The sequence below is a fragment of the Brevibacillus daliensis genome, from assembly GCF_021245735.1.
Lineage (GTDB): Bacteria > Bacillota > Bacilli > Brevibacillales > Brevibacillaceae > Brevibacillus_B > Brevibacillus_B daliensis.
In genome coordinates this window covers 444,264-466,514 of record NZ_JAJISB010000003.1, presented here as the reverse complement: position 1 = coordinate 466,514, position 22,251 = coordinate 444,264, and the positions used below count along the sequence as shown (strand labels likewise).

The following is a 22,251-nucleotide window of genomic DNA, read 5'->3' as shown; positions in this document are numbered from 1 at the left end:
CATTATAGTAAAAAAGCGCTTTCAAAGAGGATGTGAAACCAACATGAAATTTTTAAAAAACCTGACCGTTCAAGTAGTTATTGCAGTAATCGCTGGTATTATCTTTGGATTTATTAACCCTGAAATGGGAGCCAAATTAAAAGTTCTCGCAGATGTTTTCATCAATATGATTAAAATGGTTATCCCACCAATTGTATTCTTTACCATCGTACATGGTATCGCGAGTATGGGTGATATGAAAAAGGTTGGCCGTATTGGCGGTAAAGCTCTCCTTTATTTTGAGATTGTAACCACCATCGCATTAGCAATCGGAATTGTCGTAGTTAACTGGGTAAAACCAGGTGTCGGCATTGATCCTTCTGCAGCTGCAGGTACGGACATCTCTAAATACACAGGATCTGCTGGATCGGAAAGCTTTGTAGACTTCCTGATAAACATTGTCCCAAGTAACGTTGTAGCAGCATTTGCAAGCGGCGAGCTACTTCCAATCTTATTCTTTGCTGTACTGTTCGGTATTTCTCTTACAGCAATGGGAGAAAAAGCAGCTCCAGTACTTACTCTGTTTGATAGATTGACACAAGGGTTCTTCGGTGTTGTAAATATGATCATGAAAGTCTCTCCAATCGCAGCTTTTGGTGCAATGTCTTACACGATTGGTAAGTTCGGAATCAAATCTCTTGTAAACCTTGGCTTGTTAATGAGCTCTGTTTATATCACCATGTTCCTGTTCATCGTAATCGTTCTTGGTACGATTTGTAAGGTTCATAAGTTTAACATCTTCTCGTTCATCCGTTACATCAAGGATGAGATCCTACTTGTTGTTGGTACATCTTCTTCCGAATCAGCGCTTCCTAACATGATGCGCAAGTTGGAAACATATGGCTGCTCGAAATCAGTAGTAGGTTTGGTTGTTCCTACTGGTTATTCTTTCAATCTAGATGGAACGTCAATTTATCTTTCCATGGGTGCCCTTTTCATTGCTCAAGCATATGGAATTGAAATGACGCTCGTGCAGCAGTTAACGTTGCTAGCCGTACTAATGCTAACATCAAAAGGAGCTGCAGGTGTAACAGGTTCTGGTCTCATTACATTAGCTGCTACACTGGCTGCATTCCCGTCCATTCCTGTTGAAGGTGTTGCTCTGCTAATCGGAGTTGACCGCTTTATGTCTGAAGCTCGTGCAGTAACCAACTTGATTGGTAACGGTGTAGCTACTGTTGTAATATCAAAAGCTGAGGGAGAATTTACACCACCAGCACAGAATGCTGCGAATACAAATGCTATTGCTTCCTAATAGTAACCAGCAAAAAAGACGCTTGCTAAAAAGCGTCTTTTTTGTGATTTATTAACCTACCTGCTTATCGAAGAATTATGTCTGATATCCCCTTCTTCTGATACCCACGCAAGACATATGTCATACTCCACTTTTCTATGGCAAGCATGTTGCGAAAAAGATCGTTGACTAAGATGTAGCAAACCAATACAATATTATAACCGAATCACAACATAATATTATATCATAAAATTTATTATTTGTCAACGTTTTTTATTTAAAATTGTATCGGGGGTCATGTAATGAAAAAGGAAAGCACAACAGCCTTGGTAAGCGCATTCGCGAGAGTATTCCATGCAAAAAACAATCTTCAAAAGATTTTTGATGACAGAATTAATTTACTAACTGATGACGAATATGAAAATATCGCATTAAACATGACAAAAGGTATTTCATTCTTCAATCCAGATTTTAAGGGAGATGATAACGAGGCTTTACGTTGGGTAGTAAACCATCAACTTAGCCCTACTCCTCTTGGCAGAACTGCCTATGCTGAAGAAAGTCTCGCAACCGCTGTTACACTTGGAGTAACACAGTACATGATCTTCGGAGCAGGTTTGGACACCTTTTGCCTGCGACAACCTGATTTTTCTGATAAGCTCCACATTTTTGAGCTAGATCACCCTCTCACCCAGAGTTTTAAGAAAAATCGGCTTACCGAGAAACATTTGGATGTCCCAACAAATACAGAGTTTCTTTCATGCGACTTCAACGATCTTGATTGGGAGAACGTCTTACTTAATAATGGATCCTTTCAAAAAGAGGCGCTCAGCTTTTGTACACTTCTAGGGCTAAGCTACTATTTAACTCCTGAAGCTTTTGAAAGAATGATTCAAAAAATCTCTCATTTATTAATCAAAGGAAGCAGTCTGGTTTTTGATTATCCGGATGAATTTACGTTTACAGATAATGCTAGCTATCGGGTGAAAAAACAACTAGAAATGGCAAGCTATGGCGGTGAATCCATGCTTGCAGCATACAGCTACGAACAGATCGAGCAGTTACTTCAGCGTTGTGGATTTGCAATCTATGAACATTTGAATCCTTCAGAAATTACTGAGCGATATTTTAGTAAACACGGTAGTGAAATGACTTCTTTTGAGAACGTGAATTACCTATTGGCCGTTAAACAATAAAATGAGGATTGAACAAAAATGATGCTTCTCATTCGATTTTGGTAGGAATACTGCGCAGTTAATACCTTCTGATACATGTAATAAGCCACGAATACCCATCTTGGTACTCGTGGCTTTCCTACTCTTACGTTTGCAATGTTAACACGACAAAGTTAATGAAAAATAGAATGGAGATAACCATTAGAGGAAGTGGAACCTCTTTTAGTTTACCCATTGCCAGTTTAACCAGCGGATATGACATGAAACCAAACGCTATTCCATCTGCGATACTCGAAGTAAATGGAATCAGGACAATGATCAGAAATGCAGGTATCCCTTCTGACATATCCTCGAAGTTAATCCCTTTCACACTCGTCATCATCAAACTACCGATGATGATTAATATGGGAGCGATTGCACTATCTGGAATATAGCGAACCACAGGGATAAAGAAGATTGAGAAGAGAAACAGAATTCCTGTTGTTATAGCAGTCAAACCTGTTTTCCCGCCTGCTGATATCCCTGCGGTACTCTCAACGGAAGAGACTGTCGGACTCGTACCGAATACTCCTGATAACATAGCAACAATCCCATTAGCTTGAAGAGAACGCTTGAATTTGGCTGGCTTAACCATGCTGTGCAATATTCCCATGTTTTCAAAAACAATAACCATCGTTAGCGGAAAGATAGCAACCCAAAATAAAGATGTGCCGATTCTTTCAAAGGACATTGCACCGAAAACAGACAGATAGCTGGCAAAGGAAAACCCTGCACTCTCACTTGCTGGTTCTAATTGACCGAAAGCGAAAACGATCAACGTATTCACAATAATACTGATCAAAAAGCTACCTTTTACATTCCGTAAAAAAAGAAACAGAGTAATAACCAGACTACTTATTGATAATAGTACAGGTAAACTTCCCAGATCACCCATCGCAATATAAGTAGTCGGATTCGGGACAACAAGCCCACTCTTTTGCAAACCGATAAAAGTCAGATATAAACCAATTCCAACTGTCATCGCTTCTTTTAACGAATCAGGAATGCTTCTCGCTAACAGCCCTGCAACAGGTGTAAACGTTAGTACAATAAACAAGATCCCTGATAAAAATACTACAGCTAGTGCTTCTTCCCAGGAAAAACCCATCGAACGTACAATTGTGTATGAAAAGAAAGCATTAATACCCATTCCAGGAACAAGAGCAATTGGTGCATTAGCCCAAAAGCCCATAATCAAGCATCCAATGAACGAAATGAGGATCGTAGCAACTATCCCCGCTTCTAATGGAATACCTGCATCTGACAAGATAAATGCATTTACAGCGATTATATATACCACAGTAAAAAATGTGGTTATCCCCGCCAACACTTCATTTTTCCATGTAGTTTGATGACCTTGCAAATCAAAATGCTTGTTGAAAAAAGAAAACAATGATGACCCCTTCTTAACTTGAAACAATCCCTCGGCCCACCCGTGCCAGTTCACCCTGAAAGTGTATCAGGGCAAGACACCTTTTCCCATAGTAACAAAAAAGATGGTAAACGTTAATAGCTAAAGGAAAAAAATCGGACATCCAAGGTTTTTTTCAATGGGAAAGCAACTCTTTTTACTGTATCAGAAAGCATAAACAGCGGAGCAACTCATCCTGATACGCATGAAAAACATCCTCTAAGGAAGAACCAGCTTCTTCGAAAAGACTTCAATAGAAGTTTTTCTTATCAGGCAAGGATAAGTCGTAACTCTTCTCCCACACTAATATTACCCGGTACTTCCACGGAACAAATGATTCCCCGTGACTTGTATGCAGCTTTAACAAACCGTGGTGCAAGCTTTTCAAACTCAGGATATTGTGCCGCAATAATCTCGCCAGGTCCAATACACGGTTCATTTTCTCCTTCATTGTACAAGCCCACTCCATTACTAGAGAGGAATCGACTTCCCACCGGTATGGTGGTGATTTCCGGGTAACCACTAACGAGAATATTAGCACCGAGCCATTCTGGTAATACGTGTGGTATCCCCAGTTTCCTCGCTACTTCTTCACACTCTTCTATCGAGACCAATGTAAGCTGTCTACGGTTAAAGATTTCTGTCCCACGCTTATACATCTTCTCTCTCGAACCTGCTAATCTAGTTAGGCCAAAATGTAAATCTCCTGGAATCCCTCCGTATGTTACTTCAATATTAGGTTGTCTGGATGTAACAAAATTAGTATCAGATTGCGCAGATAAAACTGCTTCTACTTTAACAATGAACTCTTTCATGATTTACCCACTCCGTTTTTTTAATAGTATTAAACAGATACTTATTATCATAAAATCTAGATGTTCAATTTCGTTAAACAAAAACCTTATGCATACATATATAAAGACTATACAGATGTGTATGCATAATTATACATAGATGAATTTTTATACAATTAGTCGCATCCAAACAACCAATACCCCTATACTGGCGCTGATTATCTGTTTATGCATCATTGTATATTTGCATAACCTATTATTCTTTTTTTGGATTTTACCAGGTACAAGCTTTCAGTTTGGTGAAAAGTAGCTGTCTTTTCTTCTGGAGATACACTTCTAAATTTCTTCTTGTTGTCTTTTTTTTCGTTCTTTTTCTTCCTGATATCATATGTAGTTACGTTTAAATAACTAGAATGGTTACCTAATCCATTTCTACCGTCTTCCAAATCTTATCAAGGAACGCTCGTTCATGCAAAAAATCCAAAATAGCATCTGATAACAGCCAAAATAGAAAGTAGCATCGTCTTTCACAACACACCACTCCACTACACGATTTCAAATCAGTCGTGCTCACTTACAAAACCATTGCTCAACATATAACAGGAGTCGTTTCCATACTCCCGGCACATTTTCATTTGAAATAATGATTGACAGAAGGCTAGTAACTTTTTACAATGTAAAATAATACTACCGAAGAATTCCTATCGAAGAACTTGGTTCTTTACAGGATATCTCGCACATATCAGTAAGAATAGCTTCTACTGATAAATAAAAACCATATATGTCATCAAGAGTGGTGGAGGGACTGGCCCGTTGAAACCCGGCAACCGGAGCAATATGCTCAAGGTGCTAAATCCTGCAGGATCAAAAAGATTCTGAGAGATGAACTTGCTACGTGTTAACGAGCCTTCTTCTCTCTAGAGATGAAGGCTTTTTTTGACTGTATCAGAAAGTATAAACTGCGAGCAACTCAACCTGATACGCATGAAAAATTTCCTCTAAGGAAGGACCTGCTTCTTCGAAAGACTTCAATAGAAGTTTTTTATATGGTTAAGATTGCATAGCATTCCTAGCCACTGGCGAAACGACGCCATGTTAACGAAATACCCAGCTTCTCTCTCATGATGATTCAAATAATTTAAAATAATTAGTAGGAGTGGATGAGTAACGATGAGTAACCAAAATTGGAAGCCTGAAACGATTGCCCTTCACGGAGGTCAACAAGTTGATCCAACGACAGGATCTCGAGCGGTGCCTATTTATCAGACCTCTTCGTATGTTTTTAGAGATACTGATCATGCTGCTAATCTTTTTTCCCTGCAAGAATCTGGAAATATCTACACGCGCATCATGAATCCTACACAAGACGTTTTTGAACAACGGATTGCTCAGCTTGAGGGAGGGATCGGTGCCCTCGCTACTGCTTCTGGTCAATCAGCTATTACATTTTCTATTTTAAACATAGCTGGTGCGGGAGATGAGATAGTCTCATCTAGCAGTTTGTATGGTGGAACTTACAATCTGTTTGCCCATACTCTACCTAAACTAGGGATCAACTTTCATTTTGTAGATCAAAGTAATCCTGAGAATTTCAGAGAAAAAATTAACGGAAAAACAAAAGCCATCTTTTGCGAAACGATTGGTAACCCACAAATGAATGTTGCCGATTTGTCTGCAATTGCTGCGATCGCTCATGAAAACGGTATACCTTTAATCGTTGACAATACATTTGCCTCACCAATTTTATGCCGTCCACTGGAACATGGTGCTGACATCGTCGTACATTCGGCAACCAAATTTATTGGTGGTCATGGTACTTCAATTGGTGGAGTAATTATTGATGGTGGTTCTTTCGACTGGAACAATGGGAAATTCCCAGGCTTAACAACACCAGATCCGACCTATAACAATATCGTCTACGCAGAAGCAGTAGGAAAAGCAGCCTATATCATCAAGGCACGCGTTCAGTTGCAACGCGATATCGGCTCTACTCTCTCTCCATTTAACTCATTCTTGTTCCTTCAAGGATTAGAGACCTTGCATTTGCGCATGGAACGTCATAGTCAAAATGCGCTAGCAGTAGCCACATTCTTAGATTTTCACCCTGATGTTGAATGGGTAAACTATCCGGGCTTAGAAGAGAGTCCAGATTATGTGCACAGCCAAAAGTATCTACCTAAAGGACAAGGAGCTATCCTTACCTTTGGAATAAAAGGTGGCTTGGAAGCAGGTAAAAAACTGATTGAATCCGTGACATTATTTTCTCACCTTGCAAATGTTGGTGATTCCAAGTCACTAATTATTCATCCTGCAAGCACGACTCACCTACAGCTAACACCTGAACAACAAAAACAAGCAGGCGTATCACCAGGTATGATTCGACTTTCTATTGGTACCGAATCGATTGATGATATCCTCGATGATTTGAAGCAAGCGATTTCTGTTGCAATTCAAAACGCTTCATTACCTCTATAACAAAGAAAAGCACCTCTAATTCTGAGGTGCTTTTCCTTATCGTAATCATGATAAACAACGTATTATTTTATTTTCTTACTTATTTTTTACTGATTTGAATAACCGGAATGGTTTTTTTCTCAAAGGTGTTTGCCAGAATTTGTTCTGATATGACACCTAATTTAAGCAGACTGTTTATTTTGCTCGTATCTGCTCGCGACATTAACCTCCACAATTCAGGGTCAGGTAATGCCTCATACAGGAGCTTATCATCAAATTCACGTTTTTCCTGTCTGGTGACCTTGATTTTGTATTTCCCCTCTTCTTTCACCACTGGTTCAGGATAAATTGCTAACAGAATACGACGAACTTCTTCTAGTTCGTCAGTCACCTCTTTCTGTCTTTGTTTTAATTCATAAAAACGCGCCAAATGAGCTTCCATTGTTCGCTCCTTCCCCTTACTACCTTATACATAGTGAATCGCATACAGTATGTTGTCATTTATCTTACATGGTATGCCTTTCACAACTGGGATAGAACGACACTTCCTCCTCTACCACTCACCTATTCGGTAATAAAGTTTTTCAGAAAATGAGGAAATCTTTTATTCCTGTTCTTCATAGAATGGCTGTAGATGAAAAGTAGGAGGAAGAGTTATATGGCCAAAAATACCAAAAAGAAACAGCAAGTCCCCTCTAACGAACGCGTAATTCCACAAATGAAGGTAGTTACCCATGATGTATGTCTCGCCTGTAAAACCCCCTGTGAAAGAGGACTTGCCTATGCAAAGCGCATGCAGCTTGGCGGTCAAGTAGGGTATGGAGTCCCCTGTATTTTGACCAGAAGATAACATGAAAAGATGAATATGTAGCACATATTACTACAATGCCTTCCACTATTTGGAGGCTTCTTTTTTTTGTTTCTGTACAGTTATAGTGAAGATGCTTGCAACAACCTGCGATCTGGTATCGTCTAAGACACTGGATTTGAAAAAATTGATAAAAATAGCAAAAAGCTTACATTTTACATGCAGCCAAGAAATAGCAAAATTGACAGTTGGAAGCTGATAATCGCTTCTAATTCCGATAGACTTTTATTCCTTCCCATTATCCGGGTAACATGATACGAAATCTCGTGCTATAATATGAACTCGTGTACAAAAATGTTGGAAAATCGGGAATCATCAGGATAACTGTCTCATGATGAATCTATTTTGCTGGACAAGGTTATCAGGAGAAAGTCCGTAATGATCATCCGGGAGGGATAAAAATGAATCAAAGTATTGCAGAACACTCCAAAACGGCTGCCGCTTCACGACCATCCAAAAGAAAAGTGGATACGTTTAAGCGAAAGCGTCTATTAATTGCTGGTAGTGTCCTGATCTGGGTCGGGTTATGTTATGGAGGATTCCAGTTAGCACAAACCTATATTACCAATTCGCAAAACTATATAGACCAACGAATTACTGCAGTGGAATCACAAAATACTGAATTACTTACAAAGGTTACGACGATTGAGAATGAAATGACAAGTATTAAAGAAGAATTGGCTCTTACTGGCGAAACGATTACAGGTACAGACAAAACGAAACAAGCGTTATCAGAACGAATCACAGCTTTAGATAAACAGCTTGTTCAATTAAAAGCTTCTTTAAAGAAACTGGAGGATGCAGCTCGTGCTTTCTAAGCTGAATCTGTTTTTCTTCCTTCTGTTCGCTACCGTATGTGGAATCGTTATTGCATTTGTAGAGCCTTCACCGCTTCTAGGAAAAATGGACAAGCTTACTTCTAAACACACAGAATTAAGTAATCAGATGGAAAAGCTGGAAGAAACCTCTTCAGAAACAAAGAAAGTTCTGCAAGAGATTCGTGTCGCAGTCGACCTGGAAAAGAAAGAAATTGAAGAACAGCAGAAAATGATTAATAACCTGGTCGCAACCAGTAAAAATACTACCAAAACTACTGGAGACGTATCGGATAACCTATTAACCAACATGCTGGGTGATCCGATTGGACAAACCTTTGGTAAAAATGCGCGAATTAAAGTGTTTTCACTGAAAGAAGCCGGCTATCGTGGTGTGATGGCTAAGGTGCGTCTTCATAATCCTAATGCAATCAAAATGGTATTAGCTGACGATAAAGTATACAGCAATGGAGAGACAACCAGTCAGTCAGCCAGAAGAAAAGGAGCCATTCTCGCGATTAACGCGGGTGGGTTTAACACCGGGAAAGGAAAGCTCTCCCCTCTTGGTGTAACGGTTGTTGACGGTCAAGTAAAAACATTTTCCGATAATCCAAACCTGAGTTTTGTTGGATTTGACAAAAATGGTCATTTAACGCGTGGACGAGTTACTTCTGCTGCTGATGTTAAAAAGAAAGGCATCATGCAAGGCGCTAGTTTCCTACCCGTTCTACTAGAAGGCGGGAAAAAGAAACCAATCCCTAGTGCTTGGGCTAATAAAAGAGAACCTCGTACGTTAATCGGTAATTTTGAAAACGGAGATTTATTATTCATTGTTATTGATGGACGTAACAAAGATTGGAGTAATGGCGTTACATTAGAAGAGGCTCAACGAAAATTGTTAGAATTCAAGGTACGCGATGCCTATAATCTGGATGGTGGTGGTTCCAGTGCCTTTTACTACAACGGAAAGGTCATGAACCAACCTTCTAGCGGGAAAGAACGCCCTGTAACGACGAATCTGATAATCATGCCGTAACCTAAATTCTGCTGAATGCAAATCATAATCGCAAATGATAAGAAAACATGCGTACCCCTCAATTTCAGGGATACGCATGTTTTGCTATTCCGTTTAATTCTTACACAGTTCTTTAAACAATCTGCTTTCTCTAACTAGGTTTCTACCTAAAAACCATGTTCTTTCAACTCTGATGTTGCACGAAGTTACTTTTTTACTAAGTTAACCTGTGATTTTTTGTAGTAACTCTCTGGTACCATGAATGACGATACTCTGTTCCAATGTAGTCAATTCTTTTCGTACAATTGTATTTCTCAATTCTTTTGCCCGCACCAGATGTCCTCTAGCCTGTTTAACCTCAACGGTATACTTTTCTATGATTGTTTCCAGTTGCTCAGCATACTTTTCATCTGTTCCTGTTTGAATGGCTATTTCGTACATATCAATGATTTCATCTGAAGGACGAACAGGATCATATTCATGAGGTGCGGTACTGTCAAAAAATGCTACGCCAGTCTCCCGTACCAGAACCATATCCAGACTATTTGGATCAAGAGCACAATGATAGATTTCTGTATCATATCCATTCTGCTGAGCACTTTGTGCAATCTTTTTTAGCATGGTCGATTTACCCGATCCAGGTCTACCTTTGATATAATAACGCTTTACATCTTCTGTCAGACTCAATATATGGTCTACGTTACCATCTGGAGTAGCAGCACCAAAGTAACACTCCATCACCTTTGCCTCTTTTTGTAGATTGCTTGCAAATATTGTCTCACAAATATGTTCAGCAACCTGATTAGCCTTATTAAAATCCATATTGCTAATGTAAATACGTTCCCAATCATCATGGATTACCAAGGCTTTTCCGTAGCATGCGTATGCTTTTTCCAGTTCCTCATCAACTTCTCGCAAAACAGCAGCTTGTTGCTCACTAGACTCTTCAGGTAACACGTCCACAATTATCGGAACAAGGTTATCTATTGGTTTTACCGCCGCCTCATAAATTCTGGCATCCATGATAGCCACTTTCTCTTCAGGTAAAATGAGCGCATCACACTCTGTATAGTTCCAAGGTGAATGAACTACCTGCAATACCTTTTCCTGGCTACGTAATTCATCACGAAGAATAGTCAGAACCGTAGATGAAATGGAACCGATTGGACTTTTTATCAAATAGAGTTGTTCTACGTTTTGTAATAACGAATCATAAAAACTGACGTATCCTCTCGCCGTATATACTGCTCCAAAAACATTACGCACTTGATTTGACATTACTCGTCACCCTCCTGCATATTGTAGCATCTCGATGTTTATCCAGTTTTATGCAGTAAAAAAACCTGCATATTCCATATTTTTCAGAATATGCAGGCGAATGCCTACAGGTGAACTATTTCCACTTTTTGATATAAAAAATCATCATCCCAAATAGCAAGATAGCTACCAAGACAAATCCAACCATGTTGGTCATTGGTTCCGACATGATGTAATACTCTCCTTTACGTAAAAGAACTACGATTATATATCTACCAGACGCAAAAGCATGTAACTGTTTCATATCACTCTACACTTTTGGTCTGGTAGTATTTATAGAATTCAACTCTTACTCTTGATGTGGGAGATGCCCGGTTGTCTGGGTATCATGATTACTAAAAATGCTAGAAGCATTTTGTGTTGGTAGAGTACCTCCCAAAGAAGAAGGAAAACCACCTTGTGATCCAGCTGTTGTCGTCCCTGGATAATATCCAGTTGATTGAGTAGGAATTTCATTTGGTGACATTATGGAACCAACTGCTTGATTCGAATGTACTGTCGTACCAGTTGAAACCCCATTTTGGGACACGATTTGATTTCCATTACCCATCACCGTTCCTCCTGTGGAAGGAGGGGTTGTTACTGGCTGGTAGGTGTGAATCATGGTTTGTGTGGTTACTTCTTTCATAGTTGGAACCTGATAATACCCTCGCTGATTCATATAGTACCAGACCTCATAAGCTTGTTCTGAGCTATTTATTGAAGCCTGCTGTAAAGCTCGTCGTAAGATTGGGTCGGCACATTCTAGCGCAGCCATCATTTTTCCATGTGCACCTGCTTTATGTAGCCCAAGCATAGCTGATGAAATATCTCGATCATCTAATTCATTTACTAACATGGAAATCGTCATCGGCTCTGGCTGGCTCAAGCCATATGTAGGTTGTGTGGATGCGGTTGACTTAACAGTCCGATACGGAATAGCTTGCTGTTTACCAGTTTGTTGCAAGATGGAGACCAGAGAATTATAAGATTGAATTCCAAATTGGAGTTGGTTATCAAGCATTTGCGTTAGTTGTGGGTCTTTACAATGTCCTTTATACAATTGCAGAGTGTTGCAATCGTTTATCATGCAAGTTAATACCTCATGTAATCCTAGAATTTCATGTGCGCCTAGACTAGCAGCCATATCTTACCCTCCTGAATCAAAAAAGTAGAAGAAAAACGATCTTTTCTAGGTTTCCCCTATTTTCTTCCTTTTATGATGAGGAGGTTTTTTCTATGAAAAACGTCGAGACGTTTTTCATAAAATTGGATGTGACCGATTGCGGTCCAACAAAACGGTCATGACTACCGTTTTGTCAGGAACGAAAATACTCTGCTTGCAATGCTTCGAGATTTTGTAGTGCCCGCTTACCATAGGTGTCATTTCTCTCAATCAATTTATTTATTTCCTTTTCCAAGGCGCTTTTTAGAGAATCGTTATAAGTTGGAACTTCCCCTTCAAATTGGCGTACCACAGCTGGAGGGACATTCACCTTCTCTTGATAAGCAAGCGCCTTTCTTTCATGAAATAATTCCACATCCACCTTGAATCGATTATGTAAATCTCCTTGAACAGGATGAGTAACGACTGCCAGTGTCTTCACCAATACTTTAGAAGGATTTATATCCATTACTTCACTTATGTATTCCCCAGTGCGGTGTAAAATCAAAACGATATCTCCTGGTTGAATGTGCTTCTCTTTCAAGATAGATTCCTACCTTTCTGTTCCTCAATTTCTATCTACCTAAAGAACATAAACCATCCAATAAAAATGATGCCAATTAGGACAATTCCTACAAAACTGCCAATAACCATTTTTGCTTCTTTATTCAGCTTCGGTTGAGGTTCTTGATGTTGTTCTTTTTGCTCCTGATTCAATGACATGAGCAAATACCTCCATATAATCAATATGAGAAAATCAGTTTCCCCTATTGTAGCAGAAGGTTACATGTATAAACAGTTTGTAACTCTCATTAAGAAAACCATAAATCTAAAAAGCCACAGCTACCGGAATGGTACTTGTGGCTTTTCCTCGTTAGAGTATTCGTGCCCCAATTAAGAAGCATACTCTTTAACTTGCAGCAGCTTTATTTTAAATTCAATGTAGGTAACTAATTTTTGTAACGCTTCCATTTCTTGTTTGGTATCATGAATCAATTTAATGATAGATTCACTATGTTCTAATTCATTTATTCGAATGAGTTTATCCAATGATTTTTCACTCTTGACTAGATAACCTGTATACCGCTCTTTATCTTCTTGTAATTCCTCTACCATCGTACGTAATTCCAATGACACCATGAATACCTCCTTTTGCTTCTGTTGCGAGATTGGATATTTTTCCTATTTCTAGAATAAAGTGAATAGAGCCTTTGCACAAGAAAAATCATTTGCACATTTTCTACAAAAATAGACATTATCGACAAATGTTAGGATGTGAATTAATTACAGAAGTGTACTTGTTAGGCACTTCTATTATGTAGTAGAAAGGAGGTACATGTTCAGATTGTAGACAGAACATATATCTCCTTCCCAGCTTTTACAGAAATATCCTTAAGGGGGGAACCTAAGGCTTTTCGTTGATAGATAAGAATTTATCAAATTTCTCATCTGCATAAGTGCAACCAGGCTTTGCCTGCGCCAAAGGTTTGGCAAAGCCAAATTTTCTATTAATTGATTATTAATCTTTTCAACTATTGTTGAAACATTATATTACGTTTTTCGGTAGTTTTGTCGATAAAATCTTTCATTCACTTATGGATTAGGAACGTCGCAATCTCTTAAGAATTGGAGATATCACGACCAATGAGCAATTTAGGAGGAATATCTTGTCCATTCCTGCTCTTCATTACCTTGTTCGTTACTGCCCGAACGGTTAATTCCCAATAATCCTCTTCTTTGTAATTGCAGTGCCTCTACTTCAGCTTGCATTTCTTGTAGAGCAATGTAGTGATTACATTTAGTAGCACAATATTTAGTGTTTCGCTTTTTTTGTCCTGGACGGCGATGCTGAAGAGGAAGTTCGCAAGTCTCACATTTATTCAGCATTTCACACAACTCTAAGCGAGCTTGTCTTAGATCTTTCATTGTTCTCTCCCGCCTTTCTGATAATTATCTTACTAATCATATAAAGGAGACGTATGGAGTAAATGTGGAAATTGTGTATGATAAAGGAGACTATAATAATATTATGTAAACTAATTGATTGTTATTTTGTAATTCTGAACGGAGGCTCACCTCAGTGGCAAGATAACAACAGATAACGTAATTGAATGGTTTACTGGTTTTGAACAGGTGTATCAGTCATTTATTCATTCTGATATAAACAAAAAGCCCAGATAACGCTGCATGATGGGCGTCTTCTGGGCTTCTTCCTTCTCTTATAGTAAAAATATCGCCACGACTGTGGTAACAAGTAATCCTATCGTAACGGGAATAAGATTTCGTCTTGCTAGCTCAAAAGGACTTACTCCACAAATAGCAGCTGCCGGTATTAATGCCCATGGGACCAGTGTTCCTCCCCCTACCCAAATTGCTGCGATTTGACCTAATGCTGTTAACGTTGCTATTCCATCTTGTAGGCTAACCGCAAATAGTTGGGCAACTGAACCTGCTAATGTTATTCCCGAAAAACCGGAGCCATCTAAACCGGTTATTACCCCCACGATCGCTACTGTTATTGCTGCTACGCCTTCCGTTATTGGGATATTATGGGCGAGCACATAGCCGAGATCATTCACGATTCCTTGGGAACCAACTGGGAGAACTTCTCCAAATACTTTTAAAAATCCCGAATCCCCCATGTAAAAGAACGCTGCAATTGGGATTACAGGACCAAACACTCTAAACCCAAATTGAAATCCTTGAATTAAATACTCTGTTGTTTTCTCTAAACCTTGTTTCGTATGTGTTGTAATCGTTACCATTAGAAGAATCAGTAAAGCTGTTCCCCCTACTATTGCTGTTGCGTCTCCACCTTTCAGATCGAACATCCACATGGCGACGACATCCAGTGAGAATAATATGGGGATCATGACTGCATAAATGAAACGCCATTGTGTTGACATTAAATACCTACTCTTCTCTACCTTCGTTTCATTCATATCAAGTAATGGTTCCTCGATTATTTTGCCTGCCTTCATATCTCTTCGCAGGAAATAATAGGCTAGTACAGTTGTAACCACACCCATAACAATAACAAGGGGTACACTAGCAGAAATGACATCTGTAACGGGTATTCCAGCAGCCCCAGCAGTTAGCGTTGGAGCACCTTGGATAATGAAATCACTCGATAAGGCAATCCCATGACCGAATAGGTTCATGGCTATTGCCACCCCAATAGCTGAAAGGCCCGCTTTAATGGCGACTGGAAGTAAGACAGCGCCAATTAGGGCAACGGCAGGTGATGGCCAGAAAAACCACGAAATAAGCATCATCGTTATTCCTATAATCCAGAATGCAAGGCTTGGGCTCTTTAACAAATAAGTCATGGGCTTCATCATGGTTTCATTCACACCTGATGTTTGAAGAACCTGACTCATCGCTACAATAATGCAAATGATTAATATAGTCGGCAACAGCTCTGTTATTGCATACATGAAGCTCCCGAATATGCCACCTACAGCAGATACAACAGATCCCGTGGCAATTAATCCAAGTATTCCTACACCCAGTATGCTAATCAGGCTGGTGTCTTTGCGAAATATCATTAGCAAAATGATAGCAAGAATAAAAAATACATAAACACCGTGGATAAATGCAAAATCAGCGTGCATCACACCGCCTCCTCTCTTTTCTGTACCATATGAACAGATGAGATACTGGGTGAATGCACGCTGATTTATTCGATGTTTTATCTATATTATTCGGTTTTAATCTCGATAGATTGTGACGCTACTGGCTTTTCTCGGTTTACAATAACAATCCCCGCTGTAACTAAAGCTAATGCTCCAAAGATTACAAGATGAAGCGACTCATTCAAGATAATTGCTGATAATAGCACCCCAAATACCGGTATCAGGAAGAGATACATAGAGACATTCCCCACCTTGTTGTACTTCATGATATTGTTCCACATGACAAATCCTGCACCTGAAATGAAGGCAAGATAGATCAGCATCAATGAACTGCTTACATCAAATTGGAAAGGAGTAAATCCAACCTGGCTCACACCAATTGCCACTAATCCAATACCACCGATCAACATTTGATAGGCAGTCAAATATAAGATATCCAAATAAGCTGATTCCTGTTTCGATAGGATGTTTCCCAGCCCACCACAAAACATGGCAGCAAGTAATAGTATTTCACTTAGGCCAAAATTAAGCGTTACCTGACCATTTGGCATGTTTACCAGGACCACACCTAGGAAACCTATGCTTAACCCAACGATCTTTCTCGTGCTAATACCATCATTCTTAAACATAAGATGCGCTAATATAATTTGAAAGAATGAGGTTGTCCCTGCAATAATCGAGCCCTGTATACCAGAGCTCGTGCTAAGTCCAATATAAAAGAACAGATACTGGAAGAAGGTTTGAAAAGCACCAACCTTAACTAGTCGTTTCCATGATCCTTCCTGATATGAAATACTCTTACGAACAAGTAGCATCACAAGTAATATGCCAAGTGCAGCTAGTACAAACCGATAGCCCGCAAACAGAATTTGTGCAAAGAAATCTTGAGGTCCAATTGATAATTCTTCATAGCTTTTTTTAATAAAAGGTAAGGAACTACCCCATAAAAAAGTGGTAGCAGTAGCTGCCACCACAATTCCTAACGGGTGTGTAAAAAATTTTTCCGCTTTCATGTATGATCTGCTTCTCCTTCTTTTCTCCCAACAGCAATCTATATGTTATTTATGTCTTTCTTTATTTGTTGTACAAGCGCTTTTCCAGTGCAGACAACTCTTCTGGTAACGGAGCATTTACCTGGATACGTTCTCCACTAAAAGGATGTACAAATGTTAGTGATGTAGCATGGAGTGCTTGTCTGTCCGGTAACAATGAAAGCTTTCTTGCTCCATATAATTGATCTCCAATCAACGGATAACCCAGATGAGAAAGATGGACACGTATTTGATGAGTTCTGCCCGTATCCAATCGACAACGGATTTTAGTTGCCTCTTTAAAACGAGTTACAACTTCGAAATAGGTTACAGCCTTATCTCCATGTGGGGCAACTCTCCTACGACTGGCATGGTGCCGATCCTTACCAATCGGGGCATCAATTTTCCCCTTTTCCTCTGGGATGAGCCCTTCCACATAAGCAAGATACGTACGCGATATTTCACGTTTCTCCAATTCATTTGCTAATCGTGCGGCGGCGAACGCATGTTTTGCATATAAAACAAGCCCTGAGGTATCTCGGTCTAATCGATGAACGTGTCGGATGCGAGAGTATAATTGTTGCGAGGCAAAGTGAGCAGCCACAAAGTGATCTAGTGTCTGTATTTGACTGTTCTTATTCTCTGTTTCCGTAGGATGTAATAGTATGCCAGCAGGCTTGTTCACCACCAGTACATGATCATCCTCATACATGACCTCAAGCTTTGCATAGATTGGCTCTACTCCCCATTCTTCAGGTGGACATAATCGCATGGCTACTGTTTGACCAACCTTAGGTTTTTGAACCTGGGTAACAGGGAGACCGTCTACCAGTATTTCTTTATGTTGAAAAAGCAAATGTACTGTTTTCTTGGGCATCGCCCACTTTTTTCTCAGTAAATCTCCAAAAGAAAGAGCAGCTTCTTGCTCACCAACTGTGCAAGTAAGCCACTCTCCTTTTTTTTTCATTTGAATCATATTGTACTTCCTTTCACTTCTAACCAACGATCAGGATGATTGGTACAGATTTGTACTGAAGGTCCAAGATGAGCAAGCATCCTCATATGATCTGGCTCATCTACTGTCCATGCAATAATGGAGTATCCCCATTCTCCGATATGTTTGACAAGCTCCGGAGTTAAATAAGGATAGCAAAGGGATAATAAATCGGCCCCCAGGTGTTCTGCTTGTTCTTTAAGCATCATTGGCATCCCGTATATTAATGGCCCCGCCTTGATCTGAGGCGCCATGCGTTTTACGTGATAGATCATCTGATGCTGGAACGAAGTAACAACGACATGTTCTTCCATGTCGTACTGTTCAACGAGCCGAAGAACTTTTTCCTCCAGAACACGATCTGGGGAACTATTCATTTGTTTTAATTCTATATTTAGCTGTTTGTGATTCTGATTAGCAATCAGAACCTCTTCTAGCGATGGAATTTTTTCTCCGAGAAAGCTGTCATGATACCAGCTGCCTGCATCAAGAGCTCTTAACTCAGCAAAGGTATGATCCCGTACCAGACCTCTCCCGTTTGTGGTTCGTTCCAGCGTGTAATCATGGATGACGACAGGAATATGATCTTTCGTTAACTGCACATCAAACTCTACTCCATCAACTTCAGGATGATTGAGAGCTAAATTAATAGCGGAAAGCGTATTTTCAGGCGCTTTTCCCGACCACCCTCTATGAGCTAGGCAAAGCTGATTAGACACGCTGTCTCCCCCTTTTACTTTTCCATGAATCAAAAGATTATAGCGCTTCTCCTACTTGCACAGCCCGATCTAGGAATTGTTCAATCTCTTCTCTACTCTTCGCCAGCTTACTTACGAATCTGACTAATTCTTTATTGTTTTTAAACGCAACAAAACTTGGGATTCCCATGATTTCCAGTTGCTCGGACAGTTCTGGAAGATCGTCACGATTAATTTGTACCATATCCAGTTTCTCTTTATACGCCTCTTCCAATTCTGGCATGAATGGGTCGATGCGGAAGCAATCTGGACACCAAGTTGTATAAAACTTAACAACAACTGGTTTAGAGGATTGAATTACCTCATTGAATTCTGCTTCTGTTTTAATATCTCTCATCTATTGATCTTCCCTTCTATTCTTACCATATGTTTGTAGTTAGTGTATCACAACCACTATCTTCTGTCTCTAAATCAGATCCTTGGAGTATAGTGCCCCCACCTTTTCCAATTCATGTCGTAATGCACGCATGGGAGCTGACAGATGCTTATCTTTATGCGCTGCGACAACCAGAGTACGAGTCGGTTTAGTTGACATATGTACGTATGCGGGCCTTAATCCAGTCCAGCTCGTCGTCGTAATCATATGAGGCGCAAAAGAGACACCCATCCCTGAGGCAACCATGGATTGGATGGTTTGAATGTTGGTACTTTCAAATACTACCCGGGGTGTAAAGCCAGCTTGTTCGCAAAGACCTAGTGCAATGGTACGAAACCCTTGTCCTTCCTTTAATAAGATGAAAGGTTCATGTTCAAGGGCGGAAAGATTAATCACTTGTTCTTTGCTCAGAGCATGATCTGGCGGTAATGAAAGATAGATTTCTTCTTGTACTACAGGGGTTACTTGTAGTGATGGATGCTGTATTGGCATGGTTAGTAGACTAAGATCCAGCTTTCCATGGACGAGCATTTGTTCCAGCTTGCTCGATGTTTCTTCAATTAGTACCACTTCTACCTTTGGAAAGCGCTTGGTAAATTCAGAAATGACTTGGGGTATGACATATGCTCCTGTTATGGGAAGGCTACCAACAATGACCCTGCCTGCTTCCCCTCCCGCAAATTGAAGCATTTCTCTTTCCAAAGCATCAGCCTGATTAATGAGAGAAGTAGCTAGATGAACAAACCTTTCTCCTGCGTCTGTTAATTCAATGCGTTGTGGTAATCGATGAAATAGGGCAATCCCCCATTCCTTTTCCAGTTTTCCGATTTGCTGACTGAGTGAAGGCTGCGCTAGGTGAAGCTTTTCTGCCGCGCGAGAGAAGCTTTTTTCTTGAGCTACCATTAATACATAGCGAACCTGTCGTAATTCCATCTTCTGTCATCCCTTACCCTATAGGATTTTTCTATTATTTCTATAATCATTATATCTTTGAACTATTTTAATTGCCATGATACAAATAGAAGTAAGAGCAGCGTACTTGAGAAAAGGAGGGCGTAACATGAAGCCTCGCACACTATTTGAAAAAATTTGGGATCACCACGTCATTTATGAAGAAGCAGGCAAGCCAAGCCTATTGTATATCGATTTACATCTGGTCCATGAAGTAACATCTCCACAAGCCTTTGAAGGACTGCGTCTTGCAGGCAGAAAAGTTCGTCGCCCAGATTTGACTTTTGCAACAATGGATCATAATGTTCCAACAGCAGATCGATTCAACATCACAGATCCAATCTCACGCACGCAAATGGAGACACTAACAACAAACTGTAAAGACTTCGACGTACCACTTGCTGACCTGAACAGCCCTGATCAAGGTATCGTTCACGTTATTGGTCCTGAACTAGGTCTTACTCATCCAGGTAAAACGATTGTTTGCGGTGACAGCCATACATCTACTCACGGTGCATTTGGTGCTCTTGCCTTTGGTATTGGTACAAGTGAAGTAGAACATGTTCTGGCTACACAATGTCTGCAACAATCTAAACCAAAGACGATGGAAGTACGCGTAAATGGTCCCCTTCCACTCGGAGTATCAGCAAAAGACTTAATTCTAGCTATTATCGCAAAATTCGGTACTGATTTTGCTACCGGCTACGTTCTTGAATACACAGGTGAAGCAATTCGCAATCTTTCCATGGAAGAGCGCATGACTGTTTGCAACATGTCCATTGAAGCAGGTGCCCGCGCTGGACTAATCGCTCCTGATGAAACTACTTTTACCTATCTGCAAGGTCGTCGTCACGTGCCTCAAGGAGAAGCATTTGATCAAGCAGTAGCAACATGGAAAGAGCTTCAAAGCGATGAAGGCGCTACATATGACACATATGTTGAAATCGAAGCAACTGAAATTGAACCACAAGTAACATGGGGTACGAGCCCAGGAATGGGTACGGGTATCAACAGCCTTGTTCCAAATCCTGATTCCTATGCAAATGCTACAGATCAAACTTCAGTTCGTAACGCTCTAGCTTATATGGGTCTTACTGCAGGAACGCCAATGACTGACATTACGATCGATCGTGTGTTTATCGGTTCCTGTACCAACGGTCGTATTGAAGACTTACGTAAAGCTGCAGCAGTAGCAAAAGGTAGAAAAGTCTCCCCTATTGTTCATGCAATGGTCGTACCTGGTTCCCAAGCCGTTAAAGAACGTGCAGAGGCAGAAGGCTTGCATCATATCTTTACAGAAGCTGGTTTTGAATGGCGCGAATCAGGCTGCTCTATGTGTCTTGCTATGAACCCTGATATTCTTTCACCTGGTGAGCGTTGTGCCTCTACTTCCAACCGTAACTTCGAAGGTCGTCAAGGTCGTGATGGACGTACTCACCTTGTAAGCCCTGAAATGGCTGTTGCAGCTGCGGTAGCTGGCAAATTCGTTGATGTGCGTGAATGGTTAAAAGAACCAGTTAGTATGTAATGATATGTAGACTTAACTTTTTCCAACTATAAAACAGGAGGTATCCACCATGGAACCGTTCGTTACACTTACAGGTGTGGCCGCTCCTTTGGATCGTGCCAATATCGATACAGATGCAATTATCCCTAAACAGTTTTTAAAGCGTATTGAACGCACTGGATTTGGTCAGTTCCTCTTTTATGAATGGCGCTTTACGATTGAGGGAGATAAAATTGACTCTTTCATTCTTCACCAGCCACAATACGAAGACGCAAGTATTTTGCTCGCACGTAATAACTTTGGCTGTGGTTCTTCCCGTGAGCATGCTCCGTGGGCGCTGCTTGATTTTGGCTTCCGTTGCATCATTGCTCCATCTTTTGCTGATATCTTTTATAATAACTGCTTTAAAAATGGCATCTTGCCTATTCGCTTATCGGAAGAACAAGTTGATGAATTGTTCAAACGTACTGAATCTACGCCTGGTTACCAACTTACTGTAGATTTAGAACGCCAAGTTGTAGAGGATAACCAAGGTCTCTCCTATTCCTTCGAAGTAGATGAATATCGCCGTTATTGCCTTTTGAACGGATTGGACGATATCGGTATTACTTTGCAACAAGAAGATAAAATTGCTGCTTATGAGGCTGCAAGAGCTACTAAATAATACACGAAGAACATCAGATAAATTAAGGAA

24 protein-coding genes and 1 riboswitch are annotated in these 22,251 nt (G+C 40.1%); of the genes, 8 read left to right on the top strand and 16 right to left on the bottom strand.

What is annotated here, in order from left to right; genetic code table 11:
• Positions 1–43: 43 nt before the first annotated feature.
• Together LM917_RS05335 and LM917_RS05330 are read left to right on the top strand one after the other, a co-directional pair.
• Positions 44–1,294, top strand: coding sequence for a dicarboxylate/amino acid:cation symporter (locus LM917_RS05335; RefSeq protein ID WP_232696442.1), 1,251 nt, complete (start codon positions 44–46; stop codon positions 1,292–1,294).
• A 281-nt stretch (positions 1,295–1,575) separates the two neighbouring features.
• Complete coding sequence (locus LM917_RS05330) at positions 1,576–2,469, top strand: class I SAM-dependent methyltransferase (RefSeq protein ID WP_232696441.1); 894 nt, start codon at positions 1,576–1,578, stop codon at positions 2,467–2,469.
• Positions 2,470–2,593: 124 nt separating this feature from the next.
• Here LM917_RS05330 and LM917_RS05325 read toward each other — a convergent pair whose 3' ends face one another.
• Positions 2,594–3,880: an NCS2 family permease gene (locus tag LM917_RS05325; RefSeq protein WP_232696440.1), complete on the bottom strand. Its 1,287-nt coding sequence runs from the start codon at positions 3,878–3,880 to the stop codon at positions 2,594–2,596.
• 287 nt (positions 3,881–4,167) lie between these two features.
• Positions 4,168–4,716, bottom strand: a complete 549-nt coding sequence (locus tag LM917_RS05320) for an MOSC domain-containing protein (RefSeq protein ID WP_373688763.1) — start codon at positions 4,714–4,716, stop codon at positions 4,168–4,170.
• A 757-nt stretch (positions 4,717–5,473) separates the two neighbouring features.
• Positions 5,474–5,581: riboswitch (SAM riboswitch) on the top strand.
• A gap of 281 nt (positions 5,582–5,862) precedes the next feature.
• Here LM917_RS05320 and LM917_RS05315 point away from each other — a divergent pair.
• A complete protein-coding gene (locus tag LM917_RS05315; RefSeq protein ID WP_232696438.1) occupies positions 5,863–7,167 on the top strand; it encodes a homocysteine synthase in 1,305 nt (434 codons plus the stop codon).
• A gap of 79 nt (positions 7,168–7,246) precedes the next feature.
• Here LM917_RS05315 and LM917_RS05310 read toward each other — a convergent pair whose 3' ends face one another.
• Positions 7,247–7,588 (bottom strand): hypothetical protein, encoded by a 342-nt coding sequence (locus LM917_RS05310; protein WP_232696437.1) that lies wholly within the window; start codon positions 7,586–7,588, stop codon positions 7,247–7,249.
• A 216-nt stretch (positions 7,589–7,804) separates the two neighbouring features.
• Between LM917_RS05310 and LM917_RS05305 the strand changes: the two genes are divergently transcribed.
• From LM917_RS05305 to LM917_RS05295, 3 genes are all read left to right on the top strand, one after another.
• A complete protein-coding gene (locus tag LM917_RS05305; protein WP_232696436.1) occupies positions 7,805–7,996 on the top strand; it encodes a hypothetical protein in 192 nt (63 codons plus the stop codon).
• Positions 7,997–8,415: 419 nt separating this feature from the next.
• The gene (locus LM917_RS05300) at positions 8,416–8,832 is read left to right on the top strand and encodes a hypothetical protein (protein ID WP_232696435.1); all 417 of its coding nucleotides are present in this window, start codon (positions 8,416–8,418) and stop codon (positions 8,830–8,832) included.
• Positions 8,822–9,865 carry a phosphodiester glycosidase family protein gene (locus LM917_RS05295; protein ID WP_232696434.1) on the top strand — a complete coding sequence of 348 codons (1,044 nt, stop codon included), beginning with the start codon at positions 8,822–8,824 and terminating at the stop codon, positions 9,863–9,865. Before LM917_RS05300 ends, LM917_RS05295 begins: the two co-directional genes overlap by 11 nt.
• Positions 9,866–10,066: 201 nt before the next feature.
• Here the strand turns inward: LM917_RS05295 and LM917_RS05290 are convergent, their stop codons facing one another.
• The 13 genes from LM917_RS05290 to LM917_RS05230 form a co-directional block, all read right to left on the bottom strand.
• Complete coding sequence (locus tag LM917_RS05290; RefSeq protein WP_232696433.1) at positions 10,067–11,122, bottom strand: hypothetical protein; 1,056 nt, start codon at positions 11,120–11,122, stop codon at positions 10,067–10,069.
• A gap of 115 nt (positions 11,123–11,237) precedes the next feature.
• Positions 11,238–11,405, bottom strand: a complete 168-nt coding sequence (locus LM917_RS05285) for a hypothetical protein (RefSeq protein WP_232696432.1) — start codon at positions 11,403–11,405, stop codon at positions 11,238–11,240.
• Positions 11,406–11,450: 45 nt separating this feature from the next.
• Positions 11,451–12,287, bottom strand: a complete 837-nt coding sequence (locus LM917_RS05280; RefSeq protein WP_232696431.1) for a spore coat protein — start codon at positions 12,285–12,287, stop codon at positions 11,451–11,453.
• 172 nt (positions 12,288–12,459) lie between these two features.
• A complete protein-coding gene (gene kapB, locus LM917_RS05275; RefSeq protein ID WP_232696430.1) occupies positions 12,460–12,849 on the bottom strand; it encodes a kinase-associated lipoprotein KapB in 390 nt (129 codons plus the stop codon).
• A 35-nt stretch (positions 12,850–12,884) separates the two neighbouring features.
• On the bottom strand, positions 12,885–13,028 hold the full coding sequence (locus LM917_RS05270; RefSeq protein ID WP_232696429.1) for a hypothetical protein: 144 nt from the start codon (positions 13,026–13,028) through the stop codon (positions 12,885–12,887).
• Between the two features lie 171 nt (positions 13,029–13,199).
• Positions 13,200–13,445, bottom strand: a complete 246-nt coding sequence (locus LM917_RS05265) for a hypothetical protein (protein ID WP_232696428.1) — start codon at positions 13,443–13,445, stop codon at positions 13,200–13,202.
• Between the two features lie 513 nt (positions 13,446–13,958).
• Positions 13,959–14,231, bottom strand: a complete 273-nt coding sequence (locus LM917_RS05260; RefSeq protein WP_232696427.1) for a hypothetical protein — start codon at positions 14,229–14,231, stop codon at positions 13,959–13,961.
• Between the two features lie 293 nt (positions 14,232–14,524).
• Complete coding sequence (locus LM917_RS05255) at positions 14,525–15,919, bottom strand: hypothetical protein (RefSeq protein WP_232696426.1); 1,395 nt, start codon at positions 15,917–15,919, stop codon at positions 14,525–14,527.
• Positions 15,920–16,005: 86 nt separating this feature from the next.
• On the bottom strand, positions 16,006–16,953 hold the full coding sequence (locus LM917_RS05250; protein ID WP_232696425.1) for a DMT family transporter: 948 nt from the start codon (positions 16,951–16,953) through the stop codon (positions 16,006–16,008).
• A 61-nt stretch (positions 16,954–17,014) separates the two neighbouring features.
• A complete protein-coding gene (locus tag LM917_RS05245) occupies positions 17,015–17,947 on the bottom strand; it encodes an RluA family pseudouridine synthase (protein WP_232696424.1) in 933 nt (310 codons plus the stop codon).
• On the bottom strand, positions 17,944–18,684 hold the full coding sequence (locus tag LM917_RS05240; RefSeq protein ID WP_232696423.1) for a glycerophosphodiester phosphodiesterase: 741 nt from the start codon (positions 18,682–18,684) through the stop codon (positions 17,944–17,946). The genes LM917_RS05245 and LM917_RS05240 overlap by 4 nt, the downstream gene beginning before the upstream one ends.
• 37 nt (positions 18,685–18,721) lie before the next feature.
• Positions 18,722–19,060: a thioredoxin family protein gene (locus LM917_RS05235; RefSeq protein WP_232696422.1), complete on the bottom strand. Its 339-nt coding sequence runs from the start codon at positions 19,058–19,060 to the stop codon at positions 18,722–18,724.
• A gap of 69 nt (positions 19,061–19,129) precedes the next feature.
• Positions 19,130–20,032 carry a LysR family transcriptional regulator gene (locus tag LM917_RS05230; RefSeq protein WP_232696421.1) on the bottom strand — a complete coding sequence of 301 codons (903 nt, stop codon included), beginning with the start codon at positions 20,030–20,032 and terminating at the stop codon, positions 19,130–19,132.
• Positions 20,033–20,159: 127 nt separating this feature from the next.
• On the opposite strand from LM917_RS05230, the gene leuC reads away from it, so the two are divergent.
• On the top strand, positions 20,160–21,578 hold the full coding sequence (leuC, locus tag LM917_RS05225) for a 3-isopropylmalate dehydratase large subunit (RefSeq protein ID WP_232696420.1): 1,419 nt from the start codon (positions 20,160–20,162) through the stop codon (positions 21,576–21,578).
• Positions 21,579–21,627: 49 nt separating this feature from the next.
• Positions 21,628–22,221: a 3-isopropylmalate dehydratase small subunit gene (gene leuD, locus LM917_RS05220; RefSeq protein WP_232696419.1), complete on the top strand. Its 594-nt coding sequence runs from the start codon at positions 21,628–21,630 to the stop codon at positions 22,219–22,221.
• Positions 22,222–22,251: the final 30 nt, after the last annotated feature.

Coding starts and splice junctions, on each gene's coding strand:
- LM917_RS05260 (WP_232696427.1), bottom strand. CDS start 14,231: ATGAAAGATCTAAGACAAGCTCGCTTAGAGTTGTGTGAAATGCTGAAT.
- LM917_RS05280 (WP_232696431.1), bottom strand. CDS start 12,287: ATGGCTGCTAGTCTAGGCGCACATGAAATTCTAGGATTACATGAGGTA.
- LM917_RS05235 (WP_232696422.1), bottom strand. CDS start 19,060: ATGAGAGATATTAAAACAGAAGCAGAATTCAATGAGGTAATTCAATCC.
- LM917_RS05310 (WP_232696437.1), bottom strand. CDS start 7,588: ATGGAAGCTCATTTGGCGCGTTTTTATGAATTAAAACAAAGACAGAAA.
- LM917_RS05270 (WP_232696429.1), bottom strand. CDS start 13,028: ATGTCATTGAATCAGGAGCAAAAAGAACAACATCAAGAACCTCAACCG.
- LM917_RS05335 (WP_232696442.1), top strand. CDS start 44: ATGAAATTTTTAAAAAACCTGACCGTTCAAGTAGTTATTGCAGTAATC.
- leuD (WP_232696419.1), top strand. CDS start 21,628: ATGGAACCGTTCGTTACACTTACAGGTGTGGCCGCTCCTTTGGATCGT.
- LM917_RS05300 (WP_232696435.1), top strand. CDS start 8,416: ATGAATCAAAGTATTGCAGAACACTCCAAAACGGCTGCCGCTTCACGA.
- LM917_RS05245 (WP_232696424.1), bottom strand. CDS start 17,947: ATGATTCAAATGAAAAAAAAAGGAGAGTGGCTTACTTGCACAGTTGGT.
- LM917_RS05230 (WP_232696421.1), bottom strand. CDS start 20,032: ATGGAATTACGACAGGTTCGCTATGTATTAATGGTAGCTCAAGAAAAA.
- LM917_RS05250 (WP_232696425.1), bottom strand. CDS start 16,953: ATGAAAGCGGAAAAATTTTTTACACACCCGTTAGGAATTGTGGTGGCA.
- LM917_RS05265 (WP_232696428.1), bottom strand. CDS start 13,445: ATGGTGTCATTGGAATTACGTACGATGGTAGAGGAATTACAAGAAGAT.
- LM917_RS05255 (WP_232696426.1), bottom strand. CDS start 15,919: ATGCACGCTGATTTTGCATTTATCCACGGTGTTTATGTATTTTTTATT.
- LM917_RS05330 (WP_232696441.1), top strand. CDS start 1,576: ATGAAAAAGGAAAGCACAACAGCCTTGGTAAGCGCATTCGCGAGAGTA.
- LM917_RS05285 (WP_232696432.1), bottom strand. CDS start 11,405: ATGAAACAGTTACATGCTTTTGCGTCTGGTAGATATATAATCGTAGTT.
- leuC (WP_232696420.1), top strand. CDS start 20,160: ATGAAGCCTCGCACACTATTTGAAAAAATTTGGGATCACCACGTCATT.
- LM917_RS05305 (WP_232696436.1), top strand. CDS start 7,805: ATGGCCAAAAATACCAAAAAGAAACAGCAAGTCCCCTCTAACGAACGC.
- LM917_RS05290 (WP_232696433.1), bottom strand. CDS start 11,122: ATGTCAAATCAAGTGCGTAATGTTTTTGGAGCAGTATATACGGCGAGA.
- LM917_RS05315 (WP_232696438.1), top strand. CDS start 5,863: ATGAGTAACCAAAATTGGAAGCCTGAAACGATTGCCCTTCACGGAGGT.